Below are 19,731 nucleotides of genomic sequence, written 5' to 3'. Positions count from 1 at the left end.
GGCATGGCGCAGATCGTCCACGGTTTCGAACAGCGGCGCGATATCGAGCGGCACATGACCGTCGTCGTCGACGAACTGCGCGCGCCGCGCCAGCGCGAGCACGGCCAGCACGTCGGCTGCACTGCGCGCCATGCTGATGATGTAGAGGCCGATCGCCTGCGTACCATACGCATCGCGCGCATAGGCGAGCTGATCGAATACCGCATCGAGCATTTCGCCGGTCGCATCCGCGGGTTCCGGCAGCTCGCTCTCGCCGAGCGAGTAGCTTTCGAGCGTCTGCGCTTGCGCGGCGGCGGCGCGGGTTTCCCATTCCGTATCGCCGAGCGCCACGCCCAGCGCTTGCGCGTGCACGCGCGAGTCCTGGCGCACATCGAGCCGCGCGAGATGAAAGCCGAACGTACGCACGCGCCAGAGCAGGCGACGCACGGCGAACCAGCCGGCGTTGGTGCCCTTGTTCGCGCGCAAACTGTTCGCGATCAGGTCGAGGTCGGCGAGCAGTTCGTCCGCGCCGGCGTAAGCGGAATTCTTTTCTTCCACCGTCGCGCGCAGGCGCGCGCGCACGAACGCGAACAGCGTGCGATACGGCATGTCGGCATAGCGCGGATTCAAGCCCGCGTTCACCGCAGGCAATTGCTTGCGGTAGTGCTCGATACGCGCGAGCACCGCGTCGTCGACTTGCGCGTTGCCGGAACTCTGGCTCAATTCGCGCGCCAGCTCGCCGGCCTCGGCGTCATAGCGATCGAGCACGAGTGCACGCTGCGCGCGCAAGGTCGCGGCGATCGTATCGGCATTCACGTTCGGGTTGCCATCCATGTCGCCGCCGACCCATGAAGCGAAACGCAACACCGTGGGCAGCGGCAACGACTCGCCGTACGCGGTTTGCAGCGCGGCGTCGAACGCTTCGTAGAACACCGGCACGACGCGATAGATCGGATCGGCGAGATAGAAGCCGACGTGTTCGAATTCATCCTGCACGCGCGGACGCGCGCGCGAGCTGTCCGCGGTCTGCCAGCCGCTGGTCAGCGCCATGCGCAGGCGCGCGGCATCCACTGCGCGCTCGTTCGGCGTGCGCTGACCGTCCAGATCGGCGACGAGACAGCGGAAGATCACCTGCTCCTTTTCCAGCAGGGTCCGGCGCACGGCCTCGGTCGGATGCGCGGTGAATACCGGTTCGATATCCAGTCGCGGCAGCCACGCCGCGAGCTCCTCAAGCCCCACGCCCGCGTTTTTCAGGCGCAGCAGCACCTCGTGCAGACTGTCCGGCTGCGGCGCCGCGCCCGCGCGTTCGTAATCGCGGCGGCGACGAATGCGATGCGCGCGCTCGGCGATATTCACGACCTGGAAATAGGTCGAGAACGCGCGCGTCAAGTGTTCGGCAACCTGCGGCGCCAGACCCGCGACTTCGCGTGCAAGCGCATCCGGCGCCACGCCCGAGCTGCGCAGGCGGATCGCCGCCGTGCGGATCGACTCGACCTTGGCCAAGAACGCATGCCCGAGCTGTTCGGCGAGCATGTCGCCGACGATCGCGCCAAGCCGGCGCACGTCGTCGCGCAACGGTCCGTCGTTGGGCAGAAAGTCGATGTCGCGCCGCTTGTCCAAGGCCGTCCCGTGGGTTCGATGGTCGTGTCGCAGTACGTTAATGTGCCACGTTTTTGTGCGCTGCAACAGCGGCGGGTGGGATCGCTTGCCGGCACCTGCCAGAGCTGCGCCCTTCAGCGCGATGCGCGTTGCCACGTTTCAGGTGTGATTTTTTCCGCTCGCGTGCGAATCATGTTGCCGACACGCACAATTGCGGAAACAAACGATGACGGCACAAGCAGCTATGGCAACGATCGCAACCGCGGCGCGAGCGCAATTCCACGACTTGCTCGAACGCCATCGCAAGATCGTGTTCAAGGTGGCGAATACGTACTGCCGCGATCCGCATGATCGTGCGGACCTCGCGCAGGAAATCGCCGCACAGTGCTGGCGCGCATTTCCCGGTTACGACGCGCAGCGCTCGTTTTCGACCTGGATGTATCGCATCGCGCTGAACGTGGCGATTTCGTTCGTGCGCGGCGCCGTACATCGCGACAAACACTCGGTTGCGCTCGACGAAGAGTTGCACGACGTCGCCACCGACTCCGCACCCGAAAGCGATGAAAGGGTACGCGAGCTATATCGCTTTATCGATCAGCTCGACGCGCTCAATCGCGCGCTGTTGCTGCTGTATCTGGAAGATCGCAGCTATCGCGAGATGGCCGACATCCTGGGCATCTCCGAAACCAATGTGGCGACCAAGATCAGTCGCCTGAAACAACGCATCCGCGCCGATATGGCGCCCGATAACTCGTAAGGAACTCACTATGGAACTCGACGACATGAAACTCGCATGGCAGACACTGGATCGGCGGCTCGATCTGCAAAACGCACTCAACCTGCATCAATTCAGGGAAGGCAAACTCGACAAGGCGCGCTCGAAATTGCGCCGGCTGTACTGGGCAAAGATCGTGCAGATCCTGTTCGGCGATGCGCTGATTTATTTCGGCATCATGTCCGCCATCCGCCATCGCGACGTACCGCACCTGCTGGCTTGCAGTTTGTTCATGCTGGCCTATGGATTACTCACGGTTATTTTCGGTGGCGTGACCCTCGGAAAAATCGCCAGCATCGACTACACGGCGCCCGTGGTGGAAATCCAAAAGCGTGTCGGCGCCCTGCATCGAATCTACGCCCTGGCCAGCCTCTGCCTGGGACTGCCGTGGTGGTTCTTGTGGATCGCCATCTTTGTGCTGGAAATGAGGGCCAATCTGGGCGTCGATCTCTTCATCACGCTGCCCACCTTCATCTGGATCAGCGGTGCAACCGGCATAGCTGGATTCGTCGCGACCGCATGGTACCTCCGCCGGCGCAATGCCCGTTCGGTCGCGATCCCGGACGATACCGATACTCCGCGCAGCCTGCGCGAGGCGAAGGGCGAGTTGGAGGAGATCGAGCGGTTCGAGAAGATGTAGTTCTTCCCGACACGCATTCATCTTTTCATCGCGAATAAGCGATATAATGCCCGCCCCTCCCCTGCCGAGGGGCGCTGCAAGTCCGCTACGGGCGGAATCAGGCTCGGCAGGTTTTCGGGTTCCATTCCGAAACTGCGCCCAGTGAATCTACTGGAGAAGCCAATGAACGCCGTAGTCAAAACCGCCAACAAAGACGATTTCAAAGTCGCCGACCTGTCGCTCGCCGACTGGGGCCGCAAGGAAATCGATATCGCCGAGCACGAGATGCCGGGCCTGATGTCGATCCGCAAACAGTACGCCGCCAAAAAACCTCTCGCCGGCGTGCGCGTGACTGGCTCGCTGCACATGACGATCCAGACCGCGGTCTTGATCGAAACGCTCAAGGACATCGGCGCTGACGTGCGCTGGGCCTCGTGCAATATCTTCTCGACCCAGGACCATGCCGCTGCGGCGATCGCCAAGACCGGTACGCCGGTGTTCGCGTGGAAGGGCGAGACCCTGGAGGAATATTGGGACTGCACGCTCGATGCGGTGACCTTCCCGGGTGGCAAAGGCCCGGAGCTCGTTGTCGATGACGGCGGCGACGTGACCCTGCTGATCCACAAAGGTTACGAACTCGAACAGGGCGATCGCTGGGTCGATGGTCCGGCGTCCTCGCACGAGGAACAGGTGATCAAGAACCTGCTCAAGCGCGTCGCCAAGGAGCGCCCGGGTTTCTGGACCAACGTGGTCAAGGACTGGAAGGGCGTGTCCGAAGAGACGACCACCGGCGTGCATCGTCTGTATCAGATCGCCGAGACCGGCAAGCTGCTCGTACCCGCGATCAACGTGAATGATTCCGTGACCAAGTCGAAGTTCGACAACCTTTACGGCTGCCGCGAATCGCTGGCCGACGGCCTCAAGCGCGCGATGGACGTGATGCTCGCGGGCAAGGTCGCGGTCGTTTGCGGCTACGGCGACGTCGGCAAGGGTTCGTCGCATTCGTTGCGCGCGTACGGCGCGCGCGTGGTCGTGACCGAAATCGATCCGATCAATGCGCTGCAAGCCGCGATGGAAGGCTTCGAGGTCAACACCGTCGAATCGACCCTCGGCGACGGCGACATCTATGTGACCACGACCGGCAACAAGGACGTGCTCACGATCGATCATCTGAAGGCGATGAAGGACCAGGCAATCGTCTGCAACATCGGCCACTTCGACAACGAGATCCAGGTCGACGCGCTGTACGCGTTCCCCGGCATCAAGAAGATCAACATCAAGCCGCAGGTGGACAAGTATACTTTTCCAGCCGGCAACTCGATCTTCCTGCTCGCCGAAGGCCGCTTGGTCAACCTCGGTTGCGCCACCGGCCATCCGAGCTTCGTCATGTCGAACTCGTTCTCGAACCAGACCCTCGCGCAGATCGATCTGTGGGCGAACAAGGACAGATACGAAAAGACGGTTTATCGCCTGCCGAAGAAGCTCGACGAGGAAGTCGCGCGCCTGCATCTGGACAAGATCGGCGTCAAGCTGACCAAGCTCACCGATGCGCAAGCCGCATATCTCGGCGTCGACGTGAATGGGCCGTACAAGCCGGAGCACTATCGTTACTGATCCGGGGAAACGAAAAGACGGGTAGACGGGTAGACGGGTAGACGAAGAGCACGATGCACCCAAATCACTACAAGCTTGAGGTTTGGCAGGAACCCATGCGGCTCGTGCGCGACGTTTACTCGGCTACCCGCCAACTTCCTGATGAAGAGCGTTTTGGATTGACTGCGCAGATGCGACGCGCTGCTGTCAGCATCCCTTCCAATATCGCTGAGGGTGCGGCGCGCGGCAGCAAGGCAGAATTCGTACGATTTCTGCTGATCGCGCGCGGCTCGTTGACTGAACTCGACACTCAGCTATGGTTGTGCAAGGACTTGGGCTATCTGGACGATAAGTTCTGCGTGAACAGAATGAGCGCCTGTTTGCCAAACTCAATGCGTTTATTGCGCACAAGCGCTCGTCTGCCAGCAAGCAGCAAGCGTAGCCGCCTATGAACTCCGTCTCCACGTCTACCCGTCTATCCGTCTATCCGTCTCCCCAATGAATATCTCCTTCGAATTCTTCCCGCCAAAAACCGACGAGCAGAAAGCGACGCTCGAAGCGGCCTTGCCGAAATTGAAGGCGTTGCAGCCCGAGTACGTCAGCGTCACCTTTGGCGCGGGCGGCTCGACCTTGAGCTACACGCCGGAAACTGTGCGCCGGCTGCGCGACGAACACGGTTTCGACGCTGCGCCGCACCTGTCGTGCATGGGTGGCACGCGCGACGAAATCCGCAAGCTGCTCGACGAATACAAGACGATGGGCTGCAAGCGCATCGTCGCGTTGCGCGGCGATCTGCCATCGGGCATGGCGAGCTATGGCGATTTCCGCTACGCCAGCGAGCTGGTCGAGTTCATCCGCAAGGAACGCGACGGATCGTTCCATATCGAAGTCGCCTGCTATCCGGAAATGCATCCGCAGGCCGGCGACGCGCAATCCGATCTGAAGAATTTCATCACCAAGGTCAAGGCCGGGGCGAACGGTGCGATCACCCAGTATTTTTTCAACCCGGACGCATATTTCCGCTTCGTCGACGATGCGCGCAAGGCAGGCGTCGAGGTGCCGATCACGCCGGGCATCATGCCGATCACACAGTATTCGCAGCTGCGGCGGTTCTCCGACATGTGCGGCGCCGAGATTCCGCGCTGGATCGGCAAGCGTCTGGAAGCGTTCCGCGACGACGCCGACAGCATCCGCGAGTTCGGCGCCGACGTCGTCGCCGAACTGTGCCGCAAGCTGATCGACGGCGGCGCACCCGGCATCCACTTCTATACCCTGAACCGGTCCAAGGCGACTCTGGCAATCTGCGCACGGCTTGGATTGAGCTGAAGTCCCGCCCGGCGCCGTGCATTGCGCCGAAATCCGGCGGAAAATAGCCCCATGCCGCGCCGACCGACGCCTATTCTGCGCTTCCGCCTGCTGCTCGACACCGAACACGCGATCGGTCCGGGCAAGGCCGATCTGCTTGCCGCCATCGCCGCGACGGGATCGATCGCCGCCGCGGGCCGCACGATGGGGATGAGTTACAAACGCGCCTGGCAATTGATCGACGAGTTGAACCGCAGCTTTGCCGCGCCGCTCGTCGCCACCAGCAAGGGCGGCAAACGTGGCGGCGGCGCCGTGCTGACGCCGATGGGCGAACGCGTGCTCGCCGCTTACCGTGCGATCGACCACAAGGCGCAGACGGCACTCGCCGCCGAACTCAAGGCTCTGGCGCGCTTGCTGATCCGCTGAGCGATTCGCGGCCGAGCGGCTGGCGCGACAGGTCGGCGCGCGATATATTCACACAGCTATATCGCCACCGGAGTGTCCATGCCCTTGTTCGCCGCGCGTTCATTGCATCATCGCCCGCTTGCTGGCCTTGCCCTGCTTGCGTTCGCCATGCTGATGTCATTCGCACGTCCGGCATGCGCGGACGACCTGACCGTTTCGGCGGCGGCGAGCCTGACCAATGCGTTCGGCGAGATCGCGAAAGCGTACGAGACGCAGCATGCGGGCACGCATGTCGTGCTCAATTTCGCCGCGTCGGACGTGCTGCTCAAGCAGATCGAGCAGGGTGCGCCCGCCGATGTGTTCGCCAGCGCCGACGAGGTGACGATGGATCGCGCCGCAGGCAGCGGCCGCGTCGACGCGTCGACGCGCAGAGATTTCGCGACCAATTCGCTCGTGCTGGTTGCGCCGATCAGTGGCATCGCGCCGGCGGCGCTCGGCGATCTCAAACAGGAACGCTATAAACGCGTCGCGATCGGCAATCCCGACTCGGTGCCCGCCGGGCGTTATGCCAAACAGGTGCTCGTCGACGCCGGACTGTGGGACACATTGCAGCCGAAACTCGTCGACGCGCAAAACGTGCGTCAGGCACTGGATTATGTCGCGCGCGGCGAAGCCGAAGCCGGCTTCGTCTATGCCACCGACGCAGCGACGCAGGCGCAGAAAGTCCGCGTCGCGTTGAACGTGCCGACCGCGACGCCGGTGCGCTATCCGGTTGCCGTGGTTGCGGGATCGGTGCAGGAACGCGCGGCGCGCAGCTTTGTGGAATTTCTGTTTTCCGCACAAAGCCAGTCGGTGCTTGCGCGCTACGGATTCAGTCCTGCGCAACCGTGACCGAAGCGCTGCAACCGCTGCTGCTCACGCTCAAGGTTTCCGCACTCGCGACCGTGCTCGCGCTGGTTGCGGGCGTCGCCTGCGCGCGCGCACTCGGACGCCGGCGCGGGCTGGCGCGCGACGTCGCCGAGTCGCTGCTCACCCTGCCGCTGGTGCTGCCGCCGACCGTGCTCGGTTATTACCTGCTCGTCGTACTCGGTCGCAACGGCGTGATCGGCGGCTGGCTGCATGCGAATTTCGGCATCAGCCTGATCTTCACCTGGCAAGGCGCGGTGATCGCTGCGGCGGTGGCCGCGTTTCCGCTGACCCTGCGCGCCGCACGTGCGGCGTTCGCCGAAGTCGATGCGCAATTCGAACAGGCCGCGCGCACCCTCGGACTGACCGAAACCGCGGTTTTTTTTCGCGTCTCCCTGCCGCTGGCCTGGCGCGGCGTCTGCGCGGGCGCCCTGCTCGCGTTCGCGCGCGCGATGGGCGAGTTCGGCGCAACCCTGATGGTCGCCGGCAGTCTGCCCGGACGCACGCAGACGCTGTCGATTGCGATCTATAACGCGGTCATGGCCGGCGACGATGCAACCGCGCAAACCCTGGTGTTGATTTCGCTGGTTACCGCCGTCGTCATCCTGATTCTCGCGGCGCGGTTGCTGCGGCGTGCACCGCGCGGCTTGCAGGACGCGGCCTGATCCGATGCGCATCGAGGTCGATATCGACAGGACCCTGCGTGCGCGCGATCGGCAATTTCGCCTTGCCGCAAGCTTCGTCAGCACCGCCGGGATCACCGTGCTGTTCGGGCCTTCCGGTGCCGGCAAGACCCTGACCCTGCGCGCGATCGCCGGACTGCTGCACTGCGACCACGGCAGGATCGTACTCAACGAAACGACGCTGTTCGATTCCACGCATGGCATCGATCTGCCGGCGCGCCGGCGCGGCATCGGTTTCGTGTTCCAGGACTACGCGCTTTTTCCACATTTGAACGTTGTACAGAATGTGGCGTTCGCGCGAGCACAGGGCTGGTTTGCGCCGCGGCGCGCAATGGATGCGGACATCGGCGATTTGCTCGAAGCGTTCGCATTGAGCGAACTCGCTGAGAGCTATCCGGCGCAGCTGTCGGGCGGTCAGCGTCAGCGCGTCGCGCTGGCGCGCGCGATCGCCGCGCAGCCGCATCTGCTCCTGCTCGACGAACCGTTCGCCGCGCTCGACGCACCGCTGCGCGCACACCTGCGCACGGAACTGCTCGCGATACGCGAACGCTTTGCGATACCGATGGTGGTAATCACTCACGATCCGGACGATGTCGCAGCGCTCGGCGGCACGGTCGTCACGATCGAAAAAGGGCGCGTTTTGGAAGCTTAGAAGCCTCACTACAAAGGGCACGAAGTACACAAAGGAAATCTCTGCTTTCGCGTCCTTTGCGTCCTTCGCGGTAAATCTTGCGCTCTTATCCGCGCAGCCGAAAATCCAGCGTCGCAATCGCACCGCCCTGTGGGCGCGGTCCGAGCGAGACGCGCCAGTCGTAGAGTTCGCACAGGCGGCGCACGATTGCCAGGCCAAGTCCGGCACCCTTGCTGCCGGCGGACGTTTCGCCACGAACGCCACGCTCGAACAGCTTTTCCGCGTCCTCGGGCTTGATGCCAGGTCCGGAATCCTCGACCGTGACCTTGCCGCGCCCCGCGCCGACGGTGATGATCACATCGCCCCTGGGGGTGTACTTGAACGCGTTGCCGATCAGATTGCCGAGCGCGACCGCGATCACCGACGACGGCGCGACCACTTCGATCGGCTGATCAACGACGAAATGCACGTCGATGGGCTTGCGGCCGATATGCGAGCGATAGACATCGATCACCTGCTCGACGACTTTCGCGACGTCGGTGGTTTCGCCGTCGTTCGGCGCACTGCGCTCGCTGCGCGACAGCAGCAGCAACGCATTGGTCAGTTCGGTCGACTGCTTCGCCGCGCGCTCGATGCGTTTCAGGCGCTCGCGCAGCTTGTCGGTGATCTGATCCGAGCCGAGCATCAGCTCGGTTGTGCCCGAGATCACCGCAAGCGGCGTGCGCAGCTCATGGCTCACGTCGGCATTGAACTCGCGGTCGCGCGCGACGAGCGAGGTAAGACGGGCGGAATAGTCGTCGAGCGCGCTGGCGAGTTCGCCGACTTCATCGTGGGCGAAATGCGGCGCGAGCGGTTCGGGTTTGCCGGTCTGGCGCAAGGTGCGGATGCGCTGGGCCAGATCGGTGACCGGGCTCATCACGCGCCGCGACAGCCATTGACCGATCAGCAGCGACAGCAAGGCGAAGATCAGCACACCGGCGATCAATGCGGTAAACAGCTGGCGCTCGCTGAGTTTCTGCGTGCTGATGTCGTAGGTCAGGAATATCCACAGATCGGCGTCTTTGTACACCGCGAGCTTGTACGGCCGAATCTTGCCCTCGGCTCCGGCCTCCTCGATTTCGTAGACGCCGTTCTTGTCGTATTCGCGCCGCGTGAACGGCACGTTGGCGAACTTGCTCGCGCCGAAGACGTCGATTTGATAGCTGTTGATCTGATAGGGCGCGTTGGGATCGGGGTTCGCGCGCTTGAAGTCGACGAACTTCTGCAGCTCGCGCGAAAGACTGTTGTTGACGAGCTGATCCTCGAGGCGCGCGCGCATGTACACGGTGGCCGCCGCAAACAGTGCGGTCAAGCCAAACCCGAACAGGGCAAACGAGATGATGATGCGGCTGCGCAGCCGCCGGCGGAACTGCACGCGGTTCATGGCCGCGGCCGCGTCGTCTGGATGCGCGGCATGCCGGCGCCGCGCGCCAGATCAGTTCGTGGCCGCATCCGGATCGACCATGCGGTAGCCGATGCCGTGACGCGTCTGGATCAGCGGCTTGTCGAACGGCTTGTCGATCGCCGCGCGCAGGCCGTGGATATGCACGCGCAGGGAATCGCTGTCCGGCAGTTCCTCGCCCCAGACGCGGGTTTCGAGTTCCTGGCGCGTGACGACGGACGGGCTCGATTCCATCAGGTGCTGCAGCAGTTTCAGGCCGATCGGGTTGAGCTGGATCGTCTTGTCCGCACGATTGACGATCAGCGTGTCGAGGTTGTAGCTCAGGTCGGCGACCTGCAAAATGCGGCTTTGTATACCCTTGCCGCGGCGCGCGAGCACAGACAGGCGCGCTTCGAGCTCCTGCAGGGCGAAGGGTTTCACCATGTAGTCGTCGGCGCCGGAGTCGAAGCCGGTGAGTTTCTGGTCGAGCGCATCGCGCGCGGTGAGCATCAGCACGGGCGTTTGCCGGCGCGCCTCCTGCCGCAATTTGCGGCACAGTTCCAGGCCGTCCATGCCCGGCAGGGTGAGGTCGAGCACGATCGCGTCGAAATCATGCGCGATGGCCAGATGCAGGCCGGTGATGCCATCGCCGGCAAAATCGACCGTGTGGCTTTTTTCTTCGAGGTAATCGCCGATGTTCGCGGCGATATCGCTATTGTCTTCAATGACCAGTATGCGCATGTGGAAAGCTTACTCGCGTGAGGCCGAAAATGCTCGGCGAAATACTTCGGAGGGCGGATGCTTGATCGCGGCGCGGGGCGTGGAGTTCCCGGAGACGGCCAAGATGGCCAGCGCAGCGCTGCTCACTGGAAGTGCGGCGGCGGGCTGCCACCTCAGTCATCGGCAGGGACAATGCAAAACAAGCACCCAAGAAAAAGGCCCAAGGAGGTGTCATTGGGGGAACACACCTCGCTTGGGCCTAAAGCTACTGCCCCGATTACTGCAATCCGCCTGTCACTTGACCTGACCTTAGGAGTGTCGAGCAGAACTACAGTGTCATGGATGCTAGAGGACGGTCGATTAAATTCGTGTTAAAGCAGTCTGTGCGTTTCGTTAATTCGCGTCGGTTTCCGGTGTCGATTGCCGACATATATGCGAACCGGTCACTTCGCGACATATTTCCGGCGGCGCAGCGTGGGTGAACGCAAAGCTGCGTGCGTAACGCGACGCACCGTCGGTCTCGCCCGTTGCAAAACGCCACTGCTTCAGCGCCAAGATCGCGACTTGCTCGAACACGCCAGCCGGCTGCGCGTGACGCACGCGGATGTCGTGCACACTGCCATCGGCCGCGATGCGGAAATCGAGGTCGACCCTGCCGGTGACACCAGCCGCGAGAGCTTGCGCTGGGTACTGCGGCTGAACCATGGTTTCGATCTTCGGCAACCCCAGCGGGACCCTTGTTGCGTCCGGCGTGACGGCACGCGCCGCTTCCGTGCTCGCGCCGGCCATGGCCGTCGGCGATTCGGTCTCCGCCACGGCAGCCAGCGGCAGCGGCGCCAATTCAAGAACGCCCGGTTTGGCGACTCTGACCACGCCAAGCTGCAGATTGGCGATCCGGATTTGCGGTCGCGCCAGGCTGTCCACGAGATACCCACTGGAACTCGTTGTTGTCCGCTCGCCGGCTGGCACCGGCACCGGTGCGGTTGACGGCTCAGCCGCGGCCGGCGCGGCGGCGCGTGGCGCGGAAAGCCGGACATTGCCGCTGATCACGGCCATGCTCTCGCGCGGCGCCTGCATCACCGCTTCAGCCACGGCTGCGGGCGGTAACAGGTGCAGGCGCAATGCGGCCAGCGCGACGCCGGCAAATGCGAGCAGCATCGGCAAGGTCAAGCCGTTGCTGCGCGGCAGTGGTTCCAGTGCAAGCGCGTGGCGCGGATCGACGATGCGCCGAATGCGCGCGAACAGCACACCGCCGCCGGCGCCGAGCGCAGGCACAGTCGGACCGAAGTCGTGCTGCAGCTCCTCCAGATCGGCCAGCGTCCGCGCATAGGCGACGGCGTTGCCACCACCGAGCGTGAGCACGAGGTCGTCGCAACACTGTTCGCGCGCCTGGCGCACCTCGCGCGAAATCCAGTACACGGCCGGGTGATAGAACAGCAGGGTTTCGATGGCGACCTGGGCGAGATTGGCGAGATAGTCGAAGCGCCGCACATGGCTCAACTCGTGCGCAATGATCAACTCGATCTGCGCCGGGGTGAATCCGGTGAGCAGGCTCGCCGGCAACACGATCGCGGGCTTGAGCCAGCCGATCAGGGTCGGTGTGCCTATTTCGATCGAAGTCAGCAAACGCACCGGTCGCAGAATGCCGAAGCGCTGGCGCAACTGGATCAGACGCAGCTGCCAGTCGCGCGGCAATAGCGTGGCCGCGCGCACCGCACGCGCCAGCCGCCGCCAATGCAGGAACGAACGCGTAGCGATCAGGCACACGCCGGCCAGCCACAACGCGACAAACCAGGGCAAAGCCTGCTCCCATTGCGCAGTCGAAACCAATAGCGCCGTCGCCGCGATCACGCCATCGGGTATCGGCACCGCGGATGCGGATGCATTGCCGAGCGCATCGGCAACGGGCCGCAGCAACGCCAGCGTCGCCAGTGGGCACGCAAGCATCAGCAGCAATGCGCCCATGCCGAGCCGGTAACGCGCCCTCACGCTCGCGCAAAGCGGACGCAACAGCCAGTACGCCAATCCGATGAGAGCGCCTTGCCAGAGGAAATGCAGCAGGCTGCGGCCGAGCGCGTCGACCCATGGAAGCACGACTTGCATCCAGGCGTTCATCGCGGCTTCTCCGCGCCCGATTTCTCCGCATCGATGCGATTGAGCAGCTCGCGGATCTGCTTGAGCTCGGCCCGCGACGCTCGCGGATTATCGCCGAGCGCATGCAACACGAGCTGCGACGGCGAGTCGTTGAACAACCGCGTCACCATCTCCGCAAGGAAGCGCTTCTGCGTCCGCTGCTGGCTCACCGCGGCGCGATAGACATGGGCGCGCTGCGAGTCGTCACGCTCGACCAGCCCCTTGGCATGCATGATCTGCATGAGCTTGAGCGCCGTCGTATAGCCGGCGCCATTGCCGGCGTACAGTCTTTCGTGCACCTCGCGCACCGTGCAGTCCCCGTTCTCCCAGAGTACGCGCAGGATATCCAGCTCGGTCTCGGTCGGGCGCGGAGATGGCTCTTGCTCGTTGCGTGGTTTCATGGCAGCGGTTCACTCTTGGTCAGCATCTTCGAGGGCGTCTCCCTGCTCAACCGCCCTTGGCCGGACTGGATCTGTTCATCGCGGCGCTGTTGATGTTGGCGTCCTGCGCGTGATCCTGCATGTATTTCTGCGAGTCGCGACGCGCCCTCTCGATTTCAGCCACGGTCTTGCAGGTTGTGAGGGGAATATTCGTGCCAACCGGCGCGCGGCGCTCGCAGACCAGGCGATTGCTGTCGCTGTGGGTAAGGATGCCATTCAGATGCTCTTGCGTGTTGTATAGCCGGACCTTTTCCTCGTCCTTCATCGCTGCGACCGAACCCGCTTTCTGCAGCATCGCGGCCATCGAATTCAGATCCGCCTCCGCTTTACCCTTGTCGTCAGGGCGAATGAACTCATAGCGGCCGCCGGGGGACATCTCGGCACGAATCTGCGTGGCCGTGGCCACGAATTTTTCCGGTGTGTCGGCGACGACGGGTTTTTCAATGGGCCTGTCCGCCATGGCGACATTCAGGCAAAACGCTTGCACGAGCATACAAATGGCGAATCGAAGCAACGACAACTTCATATGACCCCCGACAAAGGTTGGAGAACGGTTCCTACGTAGGCTATCGTAGTTCGGTGATCCGACTGTTGTCAACGAAGTGTTTCGTAATTGGGTCACGGCAGCGCGGGACTGACTTTTCGCCTCGTGGCCTGGATTTTGTGCGGCCGCCGCCGGCGCACGCGGCGCTCGATGTAGGCGATGATTTCGCCGGCGATATCCACGCCGGTAGTCGCCTCGATGCCTTCCAGGCCGGGCGAGGAATTGACTTCGAGCACGAGCGGACCGCGGCGGGAGCGGAGCAGATCGACGCCGGCGACATTCAAGCCCATCGTGCGCGCGGCGCGCAGCGCGGTATCGGTTTCCGCTGCGCTGAGCTTTACCACCGTCGCCGTGCCGCCACGATGCAGATTGGAACGGAATTCGCCGTCGCGCGCCTGGCGCCGCATCGCCGCGACGACCTTGCCGCCGACGACGAAGCAGCGGATATCGGCGCCCTCGGATTCCTTGATGAACTCCTGCACGAGAAAATTCGCGTACAGGCCGCGGAACGCCTCGATCACGCTTTGCGACGTGGCACGCTTCTCCGCAAGCATCACGCCCTGACCCTGCGCGCCTTCGTTCAACTTGATCACATGTGGCGGATCGCCCAGCGTTTCCAGCAGATCGGCGGTGTCGTCCGGATTGTCGCCGAATACCGTCTCCGGCAGGCCGATGTTCTCGCGCGCGAGCAGTTGCAGGCTGCGCAGCTTGTCGCGCGCACGCAGCACCGCATCGGAGGTATTGGGCGTGAACACCCCCATCATCTCGAACTGGCGCAGCACGGCGGTGCCGTAGAACGTGATCGAATTGCCGATGCGCGGGATCACCGCATCGATGCCGCTCAGCGCGCGCCCGCGGTAACGCAGCGAGAAGTCGCCCGCGGCGATGCGCATGTAGCAGCGCAGCGGATCGAGCACGCGCACGCGGTGGCCGCGCTTGCGCCCCGCCTCGACCAGGCTGATGGTCGAGTATAATTTTGTATTACGCGACAAAATAGCAATTTTCATTTTGGCTTGTTTGGTTTGCCGCAGCGGTAGGAAGCGGCGGGGTCGAGCAGGAAACGATGGCCGAGCGCGCTGCGTCCGAGCAGCATCGGGAACAGCATATTGTGCCGGTTGGTCAGATTGATTTCAGCATCGAAGCCGATGCCACCCAGCTCGATGCGCGTGCGGATGAACCAGCGCAGGGTCGCATGGCCACCTGAGTCGCTGACCGCGCGGCGACCGATCGCCGGCGCCTCGCACTCGATGAGCGGCGCATGCCGGCGCCCGCTCGCCGCGACGCTGAAGCGCAGCCAAGTGAGGCCGGCGCGCTCCTGCGTCAGCAGCGTGTCGACGTGCAGCGAGGACGTGCGCGCACCGGTATCGATCTTGGCCTTGATTGCGGCCACGCCAAGTTCGGGGAGTGTCAGCCACTCGCGCCAGCCAATGACGATAAGATCGCGCTCGGTCACGCTGCTTCGTCTCCAATAAATACTCAGTTGGTGTTGCAAGGCGGCAATCGCTCTTGCGGCCCCTTTGAATCCGGGGGCGAAACGTTGCGCAGCTGGGATTTTCCGGTAGAGGGGTTGGAGCGGGTGAAGGGAATCGAACCCTCGTCAGTAGCTTGGGAAGCTACAGCTCTGCCATTGAGCTACACCCGCACATCAACAACTTGTTGAACTTCTTCTTTTACGCGGCATCGTTTTGGCACCATAACTCGGATAGATCGTTTACCGCCTTCCAAGGCCTAGCTTACTTCAACCGGGCGCCTGTCGCGAAGGGAGAAATAATCGGTGGAGGTCCATCGGACGCAGACTGGATAAGGTCGGCGTTGCCCCCTCCATGGTGCAGGAACGACGAGCAGGGGCTCGCCGGAAATTGCTTGCCATCGCCGCCAGGTCGCCGACGAAATGCTCGCTTTCCCGTGGTCACGTGGCGCTGCAGCCGAAAACCTTGACGCCCGAGCGCGATCGATTTTGCCCATGCAAACAATCGAACGCCGAGAACAATTGATATCGATAACGCCGATATCACGGATCGTTTTTCTTCGCTTGTCTCATGTCACCTTGGAACCTAGTCTTCGCAAAAGCGGCATGCGGACTCGTGCTTTGGAGAGTCGACCGTCGCTCACCAAGCAACAGGAGAATCGAGATGAGATGGCCTACGTCAATGCGTCAAGTCAATGTGTTTTGCGCGGTCGTGCTGGCAACGATGTGCGGTGCCGCAATGGCTGCATCGGATTCCGAGCAGTTCCAACGGTTCCAGGACCCGAATCAGTGGGGCGCCCCCGCGGGTAATTTGAGCTTGACTCGCTACAGCGCACTGAAGGAAATCAATACGGGCAACGTCAAAAGCCTGCAAATGTCGTGGGCGCAGTCGAGCGGCACTTTGCGCGGACATGAAGGGCAGCCGCTGGTGATCGACAATGTCGGCGGCAAACCGATGATGTATATCGAGAGCGGTTGGCCGAACATCGTCCAGGCACTCGACTTGAGCGACCCGGATCATCCGGTGCAGATCTGGCACTACAACAAGACCAGCGGCCGAGATGAGTCTGCAGTACCGCGCGCCTGCTGCGACACGGTGAATCGCGGTCTGTCGTATGCCGACGGAAAAGTCGTATTTGGCACCCTGGATGGTTACGTCATTGCCCTCGACGCCATTACCGGCAAGGAAATCTGGGTCGTCAAACACGCTCACCCGGATAAGGGTGAAACCCTGACGCCGGCCCCGATCATCGCCAACGACAAGGTGATCATCGGCTTCGGCGGCGATGAGTTTGCTGCGCGCGGCAGAGTCACCGCCTACAACCTTGCCGACGGCAAGAAGGTGTGGGAGTGCTACTCGACCGGCAGCGACAAAGACGTCTGCCTGACGCCCAATACCAACAAGAAGAACCCGCACTACGGCACCGCTGGCAAGGATCTCGGCATCCACAGCTATCCAGGTGATGAGTGGCAGCGCGGCGGCGGCACGGCGTGGGGCTGGTATGCCTACGACCCTGCACTCCACCTCGTTTACTACGGCACCGGCAACCCGGGGTTGTGGTCGCCTTCATTTCGCTGCAATGGACCGGCCACGCAAGAGAACTGCAATAACGGCAAGTCCGACAACAAGTGGTCGATGAGTATTTTTGCGCGCAACGTCGATACCGGCGACGCGGAATGGGTCTATCAGATGACCCCGTTCGACCAATGGGACTATGACGGAGTCAATGAACCCGTGCTGGTCGATATGGAAGTCGACGGCAAGATGCGCAAGACGCTCGTGCACTTCGACCGCAATGGCTTCGCATACGTTCTGGACCGTACAGACGGCACGCTACTGCGCGCCCACAAGTACGTCACGGTGAACTGGGCGGAAAAGATCGACCTGAAGAGCGGCCGTCCAATCAAGGTGGCCGAACATTCCCCGCTGAAGGTCGGCGTGAACACCCAGGTTTGTCCATCCTCAATGGGCGGCAAGGACCAGCAGCCGGTAGCGGTCGATCCTGCTGACCCCACGAATTTCTATGTTCCGACCAACAACTGGTGCATGGAAAGCGAACCCGAGGCGCGTTCGCACACCCAGCAAGGAACGGTTTACGTATTCGCAAACGTATACATGTATCCGGAAAAACTGGGCGTGACCGGCAAATTCAAGAAGTTCAACGTGGTGACCGGCAAGACCGAGTGGGAAATCCCCGACCCGTTTCCGAACTGGGGTGGTGCATTGGTGACAGCTGGCGGCTTGGCGTTCTACGGCAGCCTTAACGGAGATTTCCGTGCGGTTGATCGCTCGACGGGCAAGGTGCTGTGGTCACACAAGCTGGGCTCGGGAATCGTCGGCAACCCGATCACGTATTCTGTGAAAGGCAAGCAGTACGTGTCCGTCTGGTCAGGCATCGGCGGTTGGATCGGCCTGCCGGTCACAGCCGGTCTGGATTTCGGCGACAAGTTTGGCGCCATTGGTGCCACGGCAATCGCCAAAGCGTCCAACCTCGCCTCGATTCCGCAGGGCGGCACGTTGTACACCTTCAGAATAGACGGCATTTGATCGCTGCCAAGGCAGGTACCCGGTGGCTCTCGTCACCGGGTTTTCCCTGAGCGGGTGCGCGCGGCTCAGCGTGAGATGAGCGACGCTATTGTGGGTAACGACATCGATCGTGGGTTATCTGTTGAAGCACAAAGCACAGGTCAACTCATACGACGACCGCGGTTATACGCCCTTGATCAGCGCGATACGATCTGGCTACGTCGCGGTGGCGACCTATCTAGGCCAAGGTCAAGACCATTCCGGTACTGCTGGATAGCGGTGCCGATGTCAACGCCCGAGTCACGAATCGCCGAGTTGCTTCTTCGGGGGCAGACGTCGACGCACGCAGCGAGGACGGCCGCACAGCTCTGAGTGTCGCACGTGCCAACAATAACGATGCCGTCGTCAAGATCCCGGTACAGGCTGCGGAACGCAGCGCCGTCAAGCGACGCTGATCGGCGAAAGCAAGAGAGATGCCGTGCTCAATGAGACTGAAGACGCGTGCATTGGGGATGATCCGAACAACCCGGAAGCCGTGCTTCTTCGCAGGTGCGCGCATTTGCACAACCCATATCGAACCCGTGCGTCGCAAGAGTTCGATACCCCTTCAACTTACTCAGAAGTCAGCAAGTAGCACGACCGAATGGCCGTTTCCCCTCTCCCCTTGTGGGAGAGGGTGGCGCGCAGCGCCGGGAGAGGGGAAGGCGCCGCAGGCCTGCTGCGCAGGCGTCACCCTCTCCCCAACCCCTCCCCCATCAAGGGGGAGGGGCTCATTCCCACATCGGCAAACCGCACAGCATCGATCCGCCTGTCCTCTTACTTTCAGACCAGCCTGTAAGGAACGGCAAATCAGGAGCAAAGCAACCGCACTTATTCCGGGGTTCCTTAGCCTCTCAATATCAACAGTGCCAGCGCAGCAAGAAATACCGCCATGCTGACGGCGACGATCCACAGTGGATTCGGCGGGCTCTCGTCGCGTTCAAGCGCCATCGCTTGGGTCAACGACCGCGGGTGCACGTGCCTCGGCCTGGGAGGGTAGAGCCGCGTGCGCGCTCGCGCGCCCGCGATCGTTGATGGTGTAGAAGACGTTTGGTTGAGTCTGACAGGTGAAATCATGTCCGCTCCTTGAAGCGTTCCGGAAACTGTTTGACAAGCGCATCAGCGATCGCACTCGTCCTGCGTCTTGGTCGAATCCAGAATGATTCGACGGATGCGGAAGAAGGTAGGCATCGGAACTGCATTCGACAAGCGATTTATATCGAACTTTGGTATCGAAGTTATCGATGGCAGGACATCGGCGAGCTTCGCGCTTTTCAGAGCACGGGATCAGGGCGTGGCAGAATTTCGTGTCAGCAGCTGGCGCAGGACCATCTGCAGGATCCCGTCGTGGCGGAAATACTCCACTTCCGCGGGCGCATCGATCCTCACTGTCGTCTCGAATTCGACTCGTGCGCCCTCTGGCCGAGTCGCTACAACGTGTGCGATCTGCCGCGGCGTGATGCCGCCTCCGATCCCGGTTATCGAAAAGGTCTCGAAACCGGTCAGGCCCAACGATTCGGCCGACGCCCCCGCATTGAATTGCAGCGGCAGTACTCCCATGCACACGAGATTGCTGCGGTGAATGCGTTCGTACGACTGAGCGATCACCGCTTTGATACCGAGCAATGCGGAGCCCTTTGCAGCCCAATCGCGAGAACTTCCTGATCCATATTCCTTGCCGGCGATCACGATGAGCGGCGTCGCGTCCTGCTGGTAGCGGACAGCTGCGTCGTAAATGCTCATCGTCTCCCCGCTCGGGACATGGCAGGTCCAGGGGCCTTCCTTTCCCGGCACCATGAGGTTGCGCAGCCGGATATTCCCGAACGTGCCGCGCATCATCACTTCATGGTTGCCGCGACGCGAACCGAAGCTGTTGAACTCCTGCGGTGGCACGGAACGCTCCAGCAGATACTTGCCGGCGGGAGACTTCACAGGGATCGATCCG

General features: G+C 62.3%; 19 protein-coding genes, 1 tRNA gene, 1 pseudogene and 1 riboswitch. Of the genes and pseudogenes, 11 read left to right on the top strand and 10 right to left on the bottom strand.

Translation table 11 applies throughout. From position 1 onward, the window contains the following. Positions 1–1,599 (bottom strand): phosphoenolpyruvate carboxylase (locus VIE67_RS06780; protein ID WP_332024559.1); only part of this gene is annotated, 1,599 nt, incomplete at its 3' end. Positions 1,600–1,822: 223 nt separating this feature from the next. Here VIE67_RS06780 and VIE67_RS06775 point away from each other — a divergent pair. From VIE67_RS06775 to VIE67_RS06735, 9 genes are all read left to right on the top strand, one after another. Continuing rightward, positions 1,823–2,335, top strand: coding sequence for an RNA polymerase sigma factor (locus tag VIE67_RS06775; RefSeq protein WP_332024557.1), 513 nt, complete (start codon positions 1,823–1,825; stop codon positions 2,333–2,335). Between the two features lie 10 nt (positions 2,336–2,345). Beyond that, positions 2,346–2,993, top strand: a complete 648-nt coding sequence (locus VIE67_RS06770) for a hypothetical protein (RefSeq protein WP_332024555.1) — start codon at positions 2,346–2,348, stop codon at positions 2,991–2,993. A gap of 60 nt (positions 2,994–3,053) precedes the next feature. Then, positions 3,054–3,140: riboswitch (S-adenosyl-L-homocysteine riboswitch) on the top strand. 15 nt (positions 3,141–3,155) lie between these two features. After that, complete coding sequence (gene ahcY, locus VIE67_RS06765; RefSeq protein WP_332024553.1) at positions 3,156–4,586, top strand: adenosylhomocysteinase; 1,431 nt, start codon at positions 3,156–3,158, stop codon at positions 4,584–4,586. A gap of 53 nt (positions 4,587–4,639) precedes the next feature. After that, positions 4,640–5,017, top strand: coding sequence for a four helix bundle protein (locus tag VIE67_RS06760; protein WP_332024551.1), 378 nt, complete (start codon positions 4,640–4,642; stop codon positions 5,015–5,017). 46 nt (positions 5,018–5,063) lie between these two features. Beyond that, positions 5,064–5,891 (top strand): methylenetetrahydrofolate reductase [NAD(P)H], encoded by an 828-nt coding sequence (gene metF, locus VIE67_RS06755; RefSeq protein WP_332024549.1) that lies wholly within the window; start codon positions 5,064–5,066, stop codon positions 5,889–5,891. A 51-nt stretch (positions 5,892–5,942) separates the two neighbouring features. After that, complete coding sequence (locus tag VIE67_RS06750; RefSeq protein WP_332024547.1) at positions 5,943–6,296, top strand: winged helix-turn-helix domain-containing protein; 354 nt, start codon at positions 5,943–5,945, stop codon at positions 6,294–6,296. 78 nt (positions 6,297–6,374) lie between these two features. After that, the gene (gene modA, locus VIE67_RS06745; protein ID WP_414707304.1) at positions 6,375–7,166 is read left to right on the top strand and encodes a molybdate ABC transporter substrate-binding protein; all 792 of its coding nucleotides are present in this window, start codon (positions 6,375–6,377) and stop codon (positions 7,164–7,166) included. Next, the gene (gene modB, locus VIE67_RS06740; RefSeq protein ID WP_332024545.1) at positions 7,163–7,846 is read left to right on the top strand and encodes a molybdate ABC transporter permease subunit; all 684 of its coding nucleotides are present in this window, start codon (positions 7,163–7,165) and stop codon (positions 7,844–7,846) included. Before modA ends, modB begins: the two co-directional genes overlap by 4 nt. A 4-nt stretch (positions 7,847–7,850) precedes the next feature. Beyond that, entirely contained in the window at positions 7,851–8,516 is a 666-nt protein-coding gene (locus VIE67_RS06735; RefSeq protein WP_332024543.1) for an ATP-binding cassette domain-containing protein, read from the top strand. Between the two features lie 85 nt (positions 8,517–8,601). On the opposite strand, the gene VIE67_RS06730 is transcribed toward VIE67_RS06735, so the two are convergent. From VIE67_RS06730 to VIE67_RS06695, 8 genes are all read right to left on the bottom strand, one after another. Beyond that, the gene (locus VIE67_RS06730; RefSeq protein ID WP_332024541.1) at positions 8,602–9,918 is read right to left on the bottom strand and encodes a sensor histidine kinase; all 1,317 of its coding nucleotides are present in this window, start codon (positions 9,916–9,918) and stop codon (positions 8,602–8,604) included. A gap of 51 nt (positions 9,919–9,969) precedes the next feature. Then, entirely contained in the window at positions 9,970–10,656 is a 687-nt protein-coding gene (locus VIE67_RS06725; protein WP_332024539.1) for a response regulator transcription factor, read from the bottom strand. A gap of 372 nt (positions 10,657–11,028) precedes the next feature. Next, positions 11,029–12,750, bottom strand: coding sequence for a M56 family metallopeptidase (locus tag VIE67_RS06720; protein ID WP_332024537.1), 1,722 nt, complete (start codon positions 12,748–12,750; stop codon positions 11,029–11,031). After that, positions 12,747–13,169, bottom strand: coding sequence for a BlaI/MecI/CopY family transcriptional regulator (locus tag VIE67_RS06715; protein WP_332024535.1), 423 nt, complete (start codon positions 13,167–13,169; stop codon positions 12,747–12,749). The genes VIE67_RS06720 and VIE67_RS06715 overlap by 4 nt, the downstream gene beginning before the upstream one ends. Positions 13,170–13,215: 46 nt before the next feature. After that, entirely contained in the window at positions 13,216–13,734 is a 519-nt protein-coding gene (locus VIE67_RS06710; protein WP_332024533.1) for a hypothetical protein, read from the bottom strand. A 92-nt stretch (positions 13,735–13,826) separates the two neighbouring features. Then, a complete protein-coding gene (gene rimK, locus VIE67_RS06705) occupies positions 13,827–14,759 on the bottom strand; it encodes a 30S ribosomal protein S6--L-glutamate ligase (protein WP_332024531.1) in 933 nt (310 codons plus the stop codon). Then, positions 14,756–15,205 carry an ATP-dependent zinc protease family protein gene (locus VIE67_RS06700; RefSeq protein WP_332024529.1) on the bottom strand — a complete coding sequence of 150 codons (450 nt, stop codon included), beginning with the start codon at positions 15,203–15,205 and terminating at the stop codon, positions 14,756–14,758. The genes rimK and VIE67_RS06700 overlap by 4 nt, the downstream gene beginning before the upstream one ends. A 115-nt stretch (positions 15,206–15,320) precedes the next feature. Beyond that, positions 15,321–15,394, bottom strand: a tRNA-Gly gene (locus VIE67_RS06695). Positions 15,395–15,902: 508 nt separating this feature from the next. Between VIE67_RS06695 and VIE67_RS06690 the strand changes: the two genes are divergently transcribed. Beyond that, entirely contained in the window at positions 15,903–17,768 is a 1,866-nt protein-coding gene (locus tag VIE67_RS06690; RefSeq protein WP_332024527.1) for a methanol/ethanol family PQQ-dependent dehydrogenase, read from the top strand. Between the two features lie 109 nt (positions 17,769–17,877). Then, positions 17,878–18,024: an ankyrin repeat domain-containing protein gene (locus VIE67_RS14760; RefSeq protein WP_414707303.1), complete on the top strand. Its 147-nt coding sequence runs from the start codon at positions 17,878–17,880 to the stop codon at positions 18,022–18,024. A gap of 1,049 nt (positions 18,025–19,073) precedes the next feature. On the opposite strand, the pseudogene acnA reads toward VIE67_RS14760, so the two are convergent. Then, a pseudogene (gene acnA / locus VIE67_RS06685) lies at positions 19,074–19,731 on the bottom strand (aconitate hydratase); the annotation flags it as partial.

Origin of the sequence: Rudaea sp. (genome assembly GCF_036560865.1) — a bacterium.
Classification (GTDB): Bacteria; Pseudomonadota; Gammaproteobacteria; order Xanthomonadales; family Rhodanobacteraceae; genus Rudaea.
Note: the sequence above shows the minus strand (reverse complement) of the source record. Positions and strands in the feature narration are given on the sequence as shown.

Bases quoted from the DNA above. Each gene is read 5' to 3' on its own strand.
- VIE67_RS06775 (WP_332024557.1), top strand. From the start codon at position 1,823: ATGGCAACGATCGCAACCGCGGCGCGAGCGCAATTCCACGACTTGCTC.
- VIE67_RS06770 (WP_332024555.1), top strand. From the start codon at position 2,346: ATGGAACTCGACGACATGAAACTCGCATGGCAGACACTGGATCGGCGG.
- ahcY (WP_332024553.1), top strand. From the start codon at position 3,156: ATGAACGCCGTAGTCAAAACCGCCAACAAAGACGATTTCAAAGTCGCC.
- VIE67_RS06760 (WP_332024551.1), top strand. From the start codon at position 4,640: ATGCACCCAAATCACTACAAGCTTGAGGTTTGGCAGGAACCCATGCGG.
- metF (WP_332024549.1), top strand. From the start codon at position 5,064: ATGAATATCTCCTTCGAATTCTTCCCGCCAAAAACCGACGAGCAGAAA.
- VIE67_RS06750 (WP_332024547.1), top strand. From the start codon at position 5,943: ATGCCGCGCCGACCGACGCCTATTCTGCGCTTCCGCCTGCTGCTCGAC.
- modA (WP_414707304.1), top strand. From the start codon at position 6,375: ATGCCCTTGTTCGCCGCGCGTTCATTGCATCATCGCCCGCTTGCTGGC.
- VIE67_RS06735 (WP_332024543.1), top strand. From the start codon at position 7,851: ATGCGCATCGAGGTCGATATCGACAGGACCCTGCGTGCGCGCGATCGG.
- VIE67_RS06730 (WP_332024541.1), bottom strand. From the start codon at position 9,918: ATGAACCGCGTGCAGTTCCGCCGGCGGCTGCGCAGCCGCATCATCATC.
- VIE67_RS06725 (WP_332024539.1), bottom strand. From the start codon at position 10,656: ATGCGCATACTGGTCATTGAAGACAATAGCGATATCGCCGCGAACATC.
- VIE67_RS06720 (WP_332024537.1), bottom strand. From the start codon at position 12,750: ATGAACGCCTGGATGCAAGTCGTGCTTCCATGGGTCGACGCGCTCGGC.
- VIE67_RS06715 (WP_332024535.1), bottom strand. From the start codon at position 13,169: ATGAAACCACGCAACGAGCAAGAGCCATCTCCGCGCCCGACCGAGACC.
- VIE67_RS06710 (WP_332024533.1), bottom strand. From the start codon at position 13,734: ATGAAGTTGTCGTTGCTTCGATTCGCCATTTGTATGCTCGTGCAAGCG.
- rimK (WP_332024531.1), bottom strand. From the start codon at position 14,759: ATGAAAATTGCTATTTTGTCGCGTAATACAAAATTATACTCGACCATC.
- VIE67_RS06690 (WP_332024527.1), top strand. From the start codon at position 15,903: ATGCGTCAAGTCAATGTGTTTTGCGCGGTCGTGCTGGCAACGATGTGC.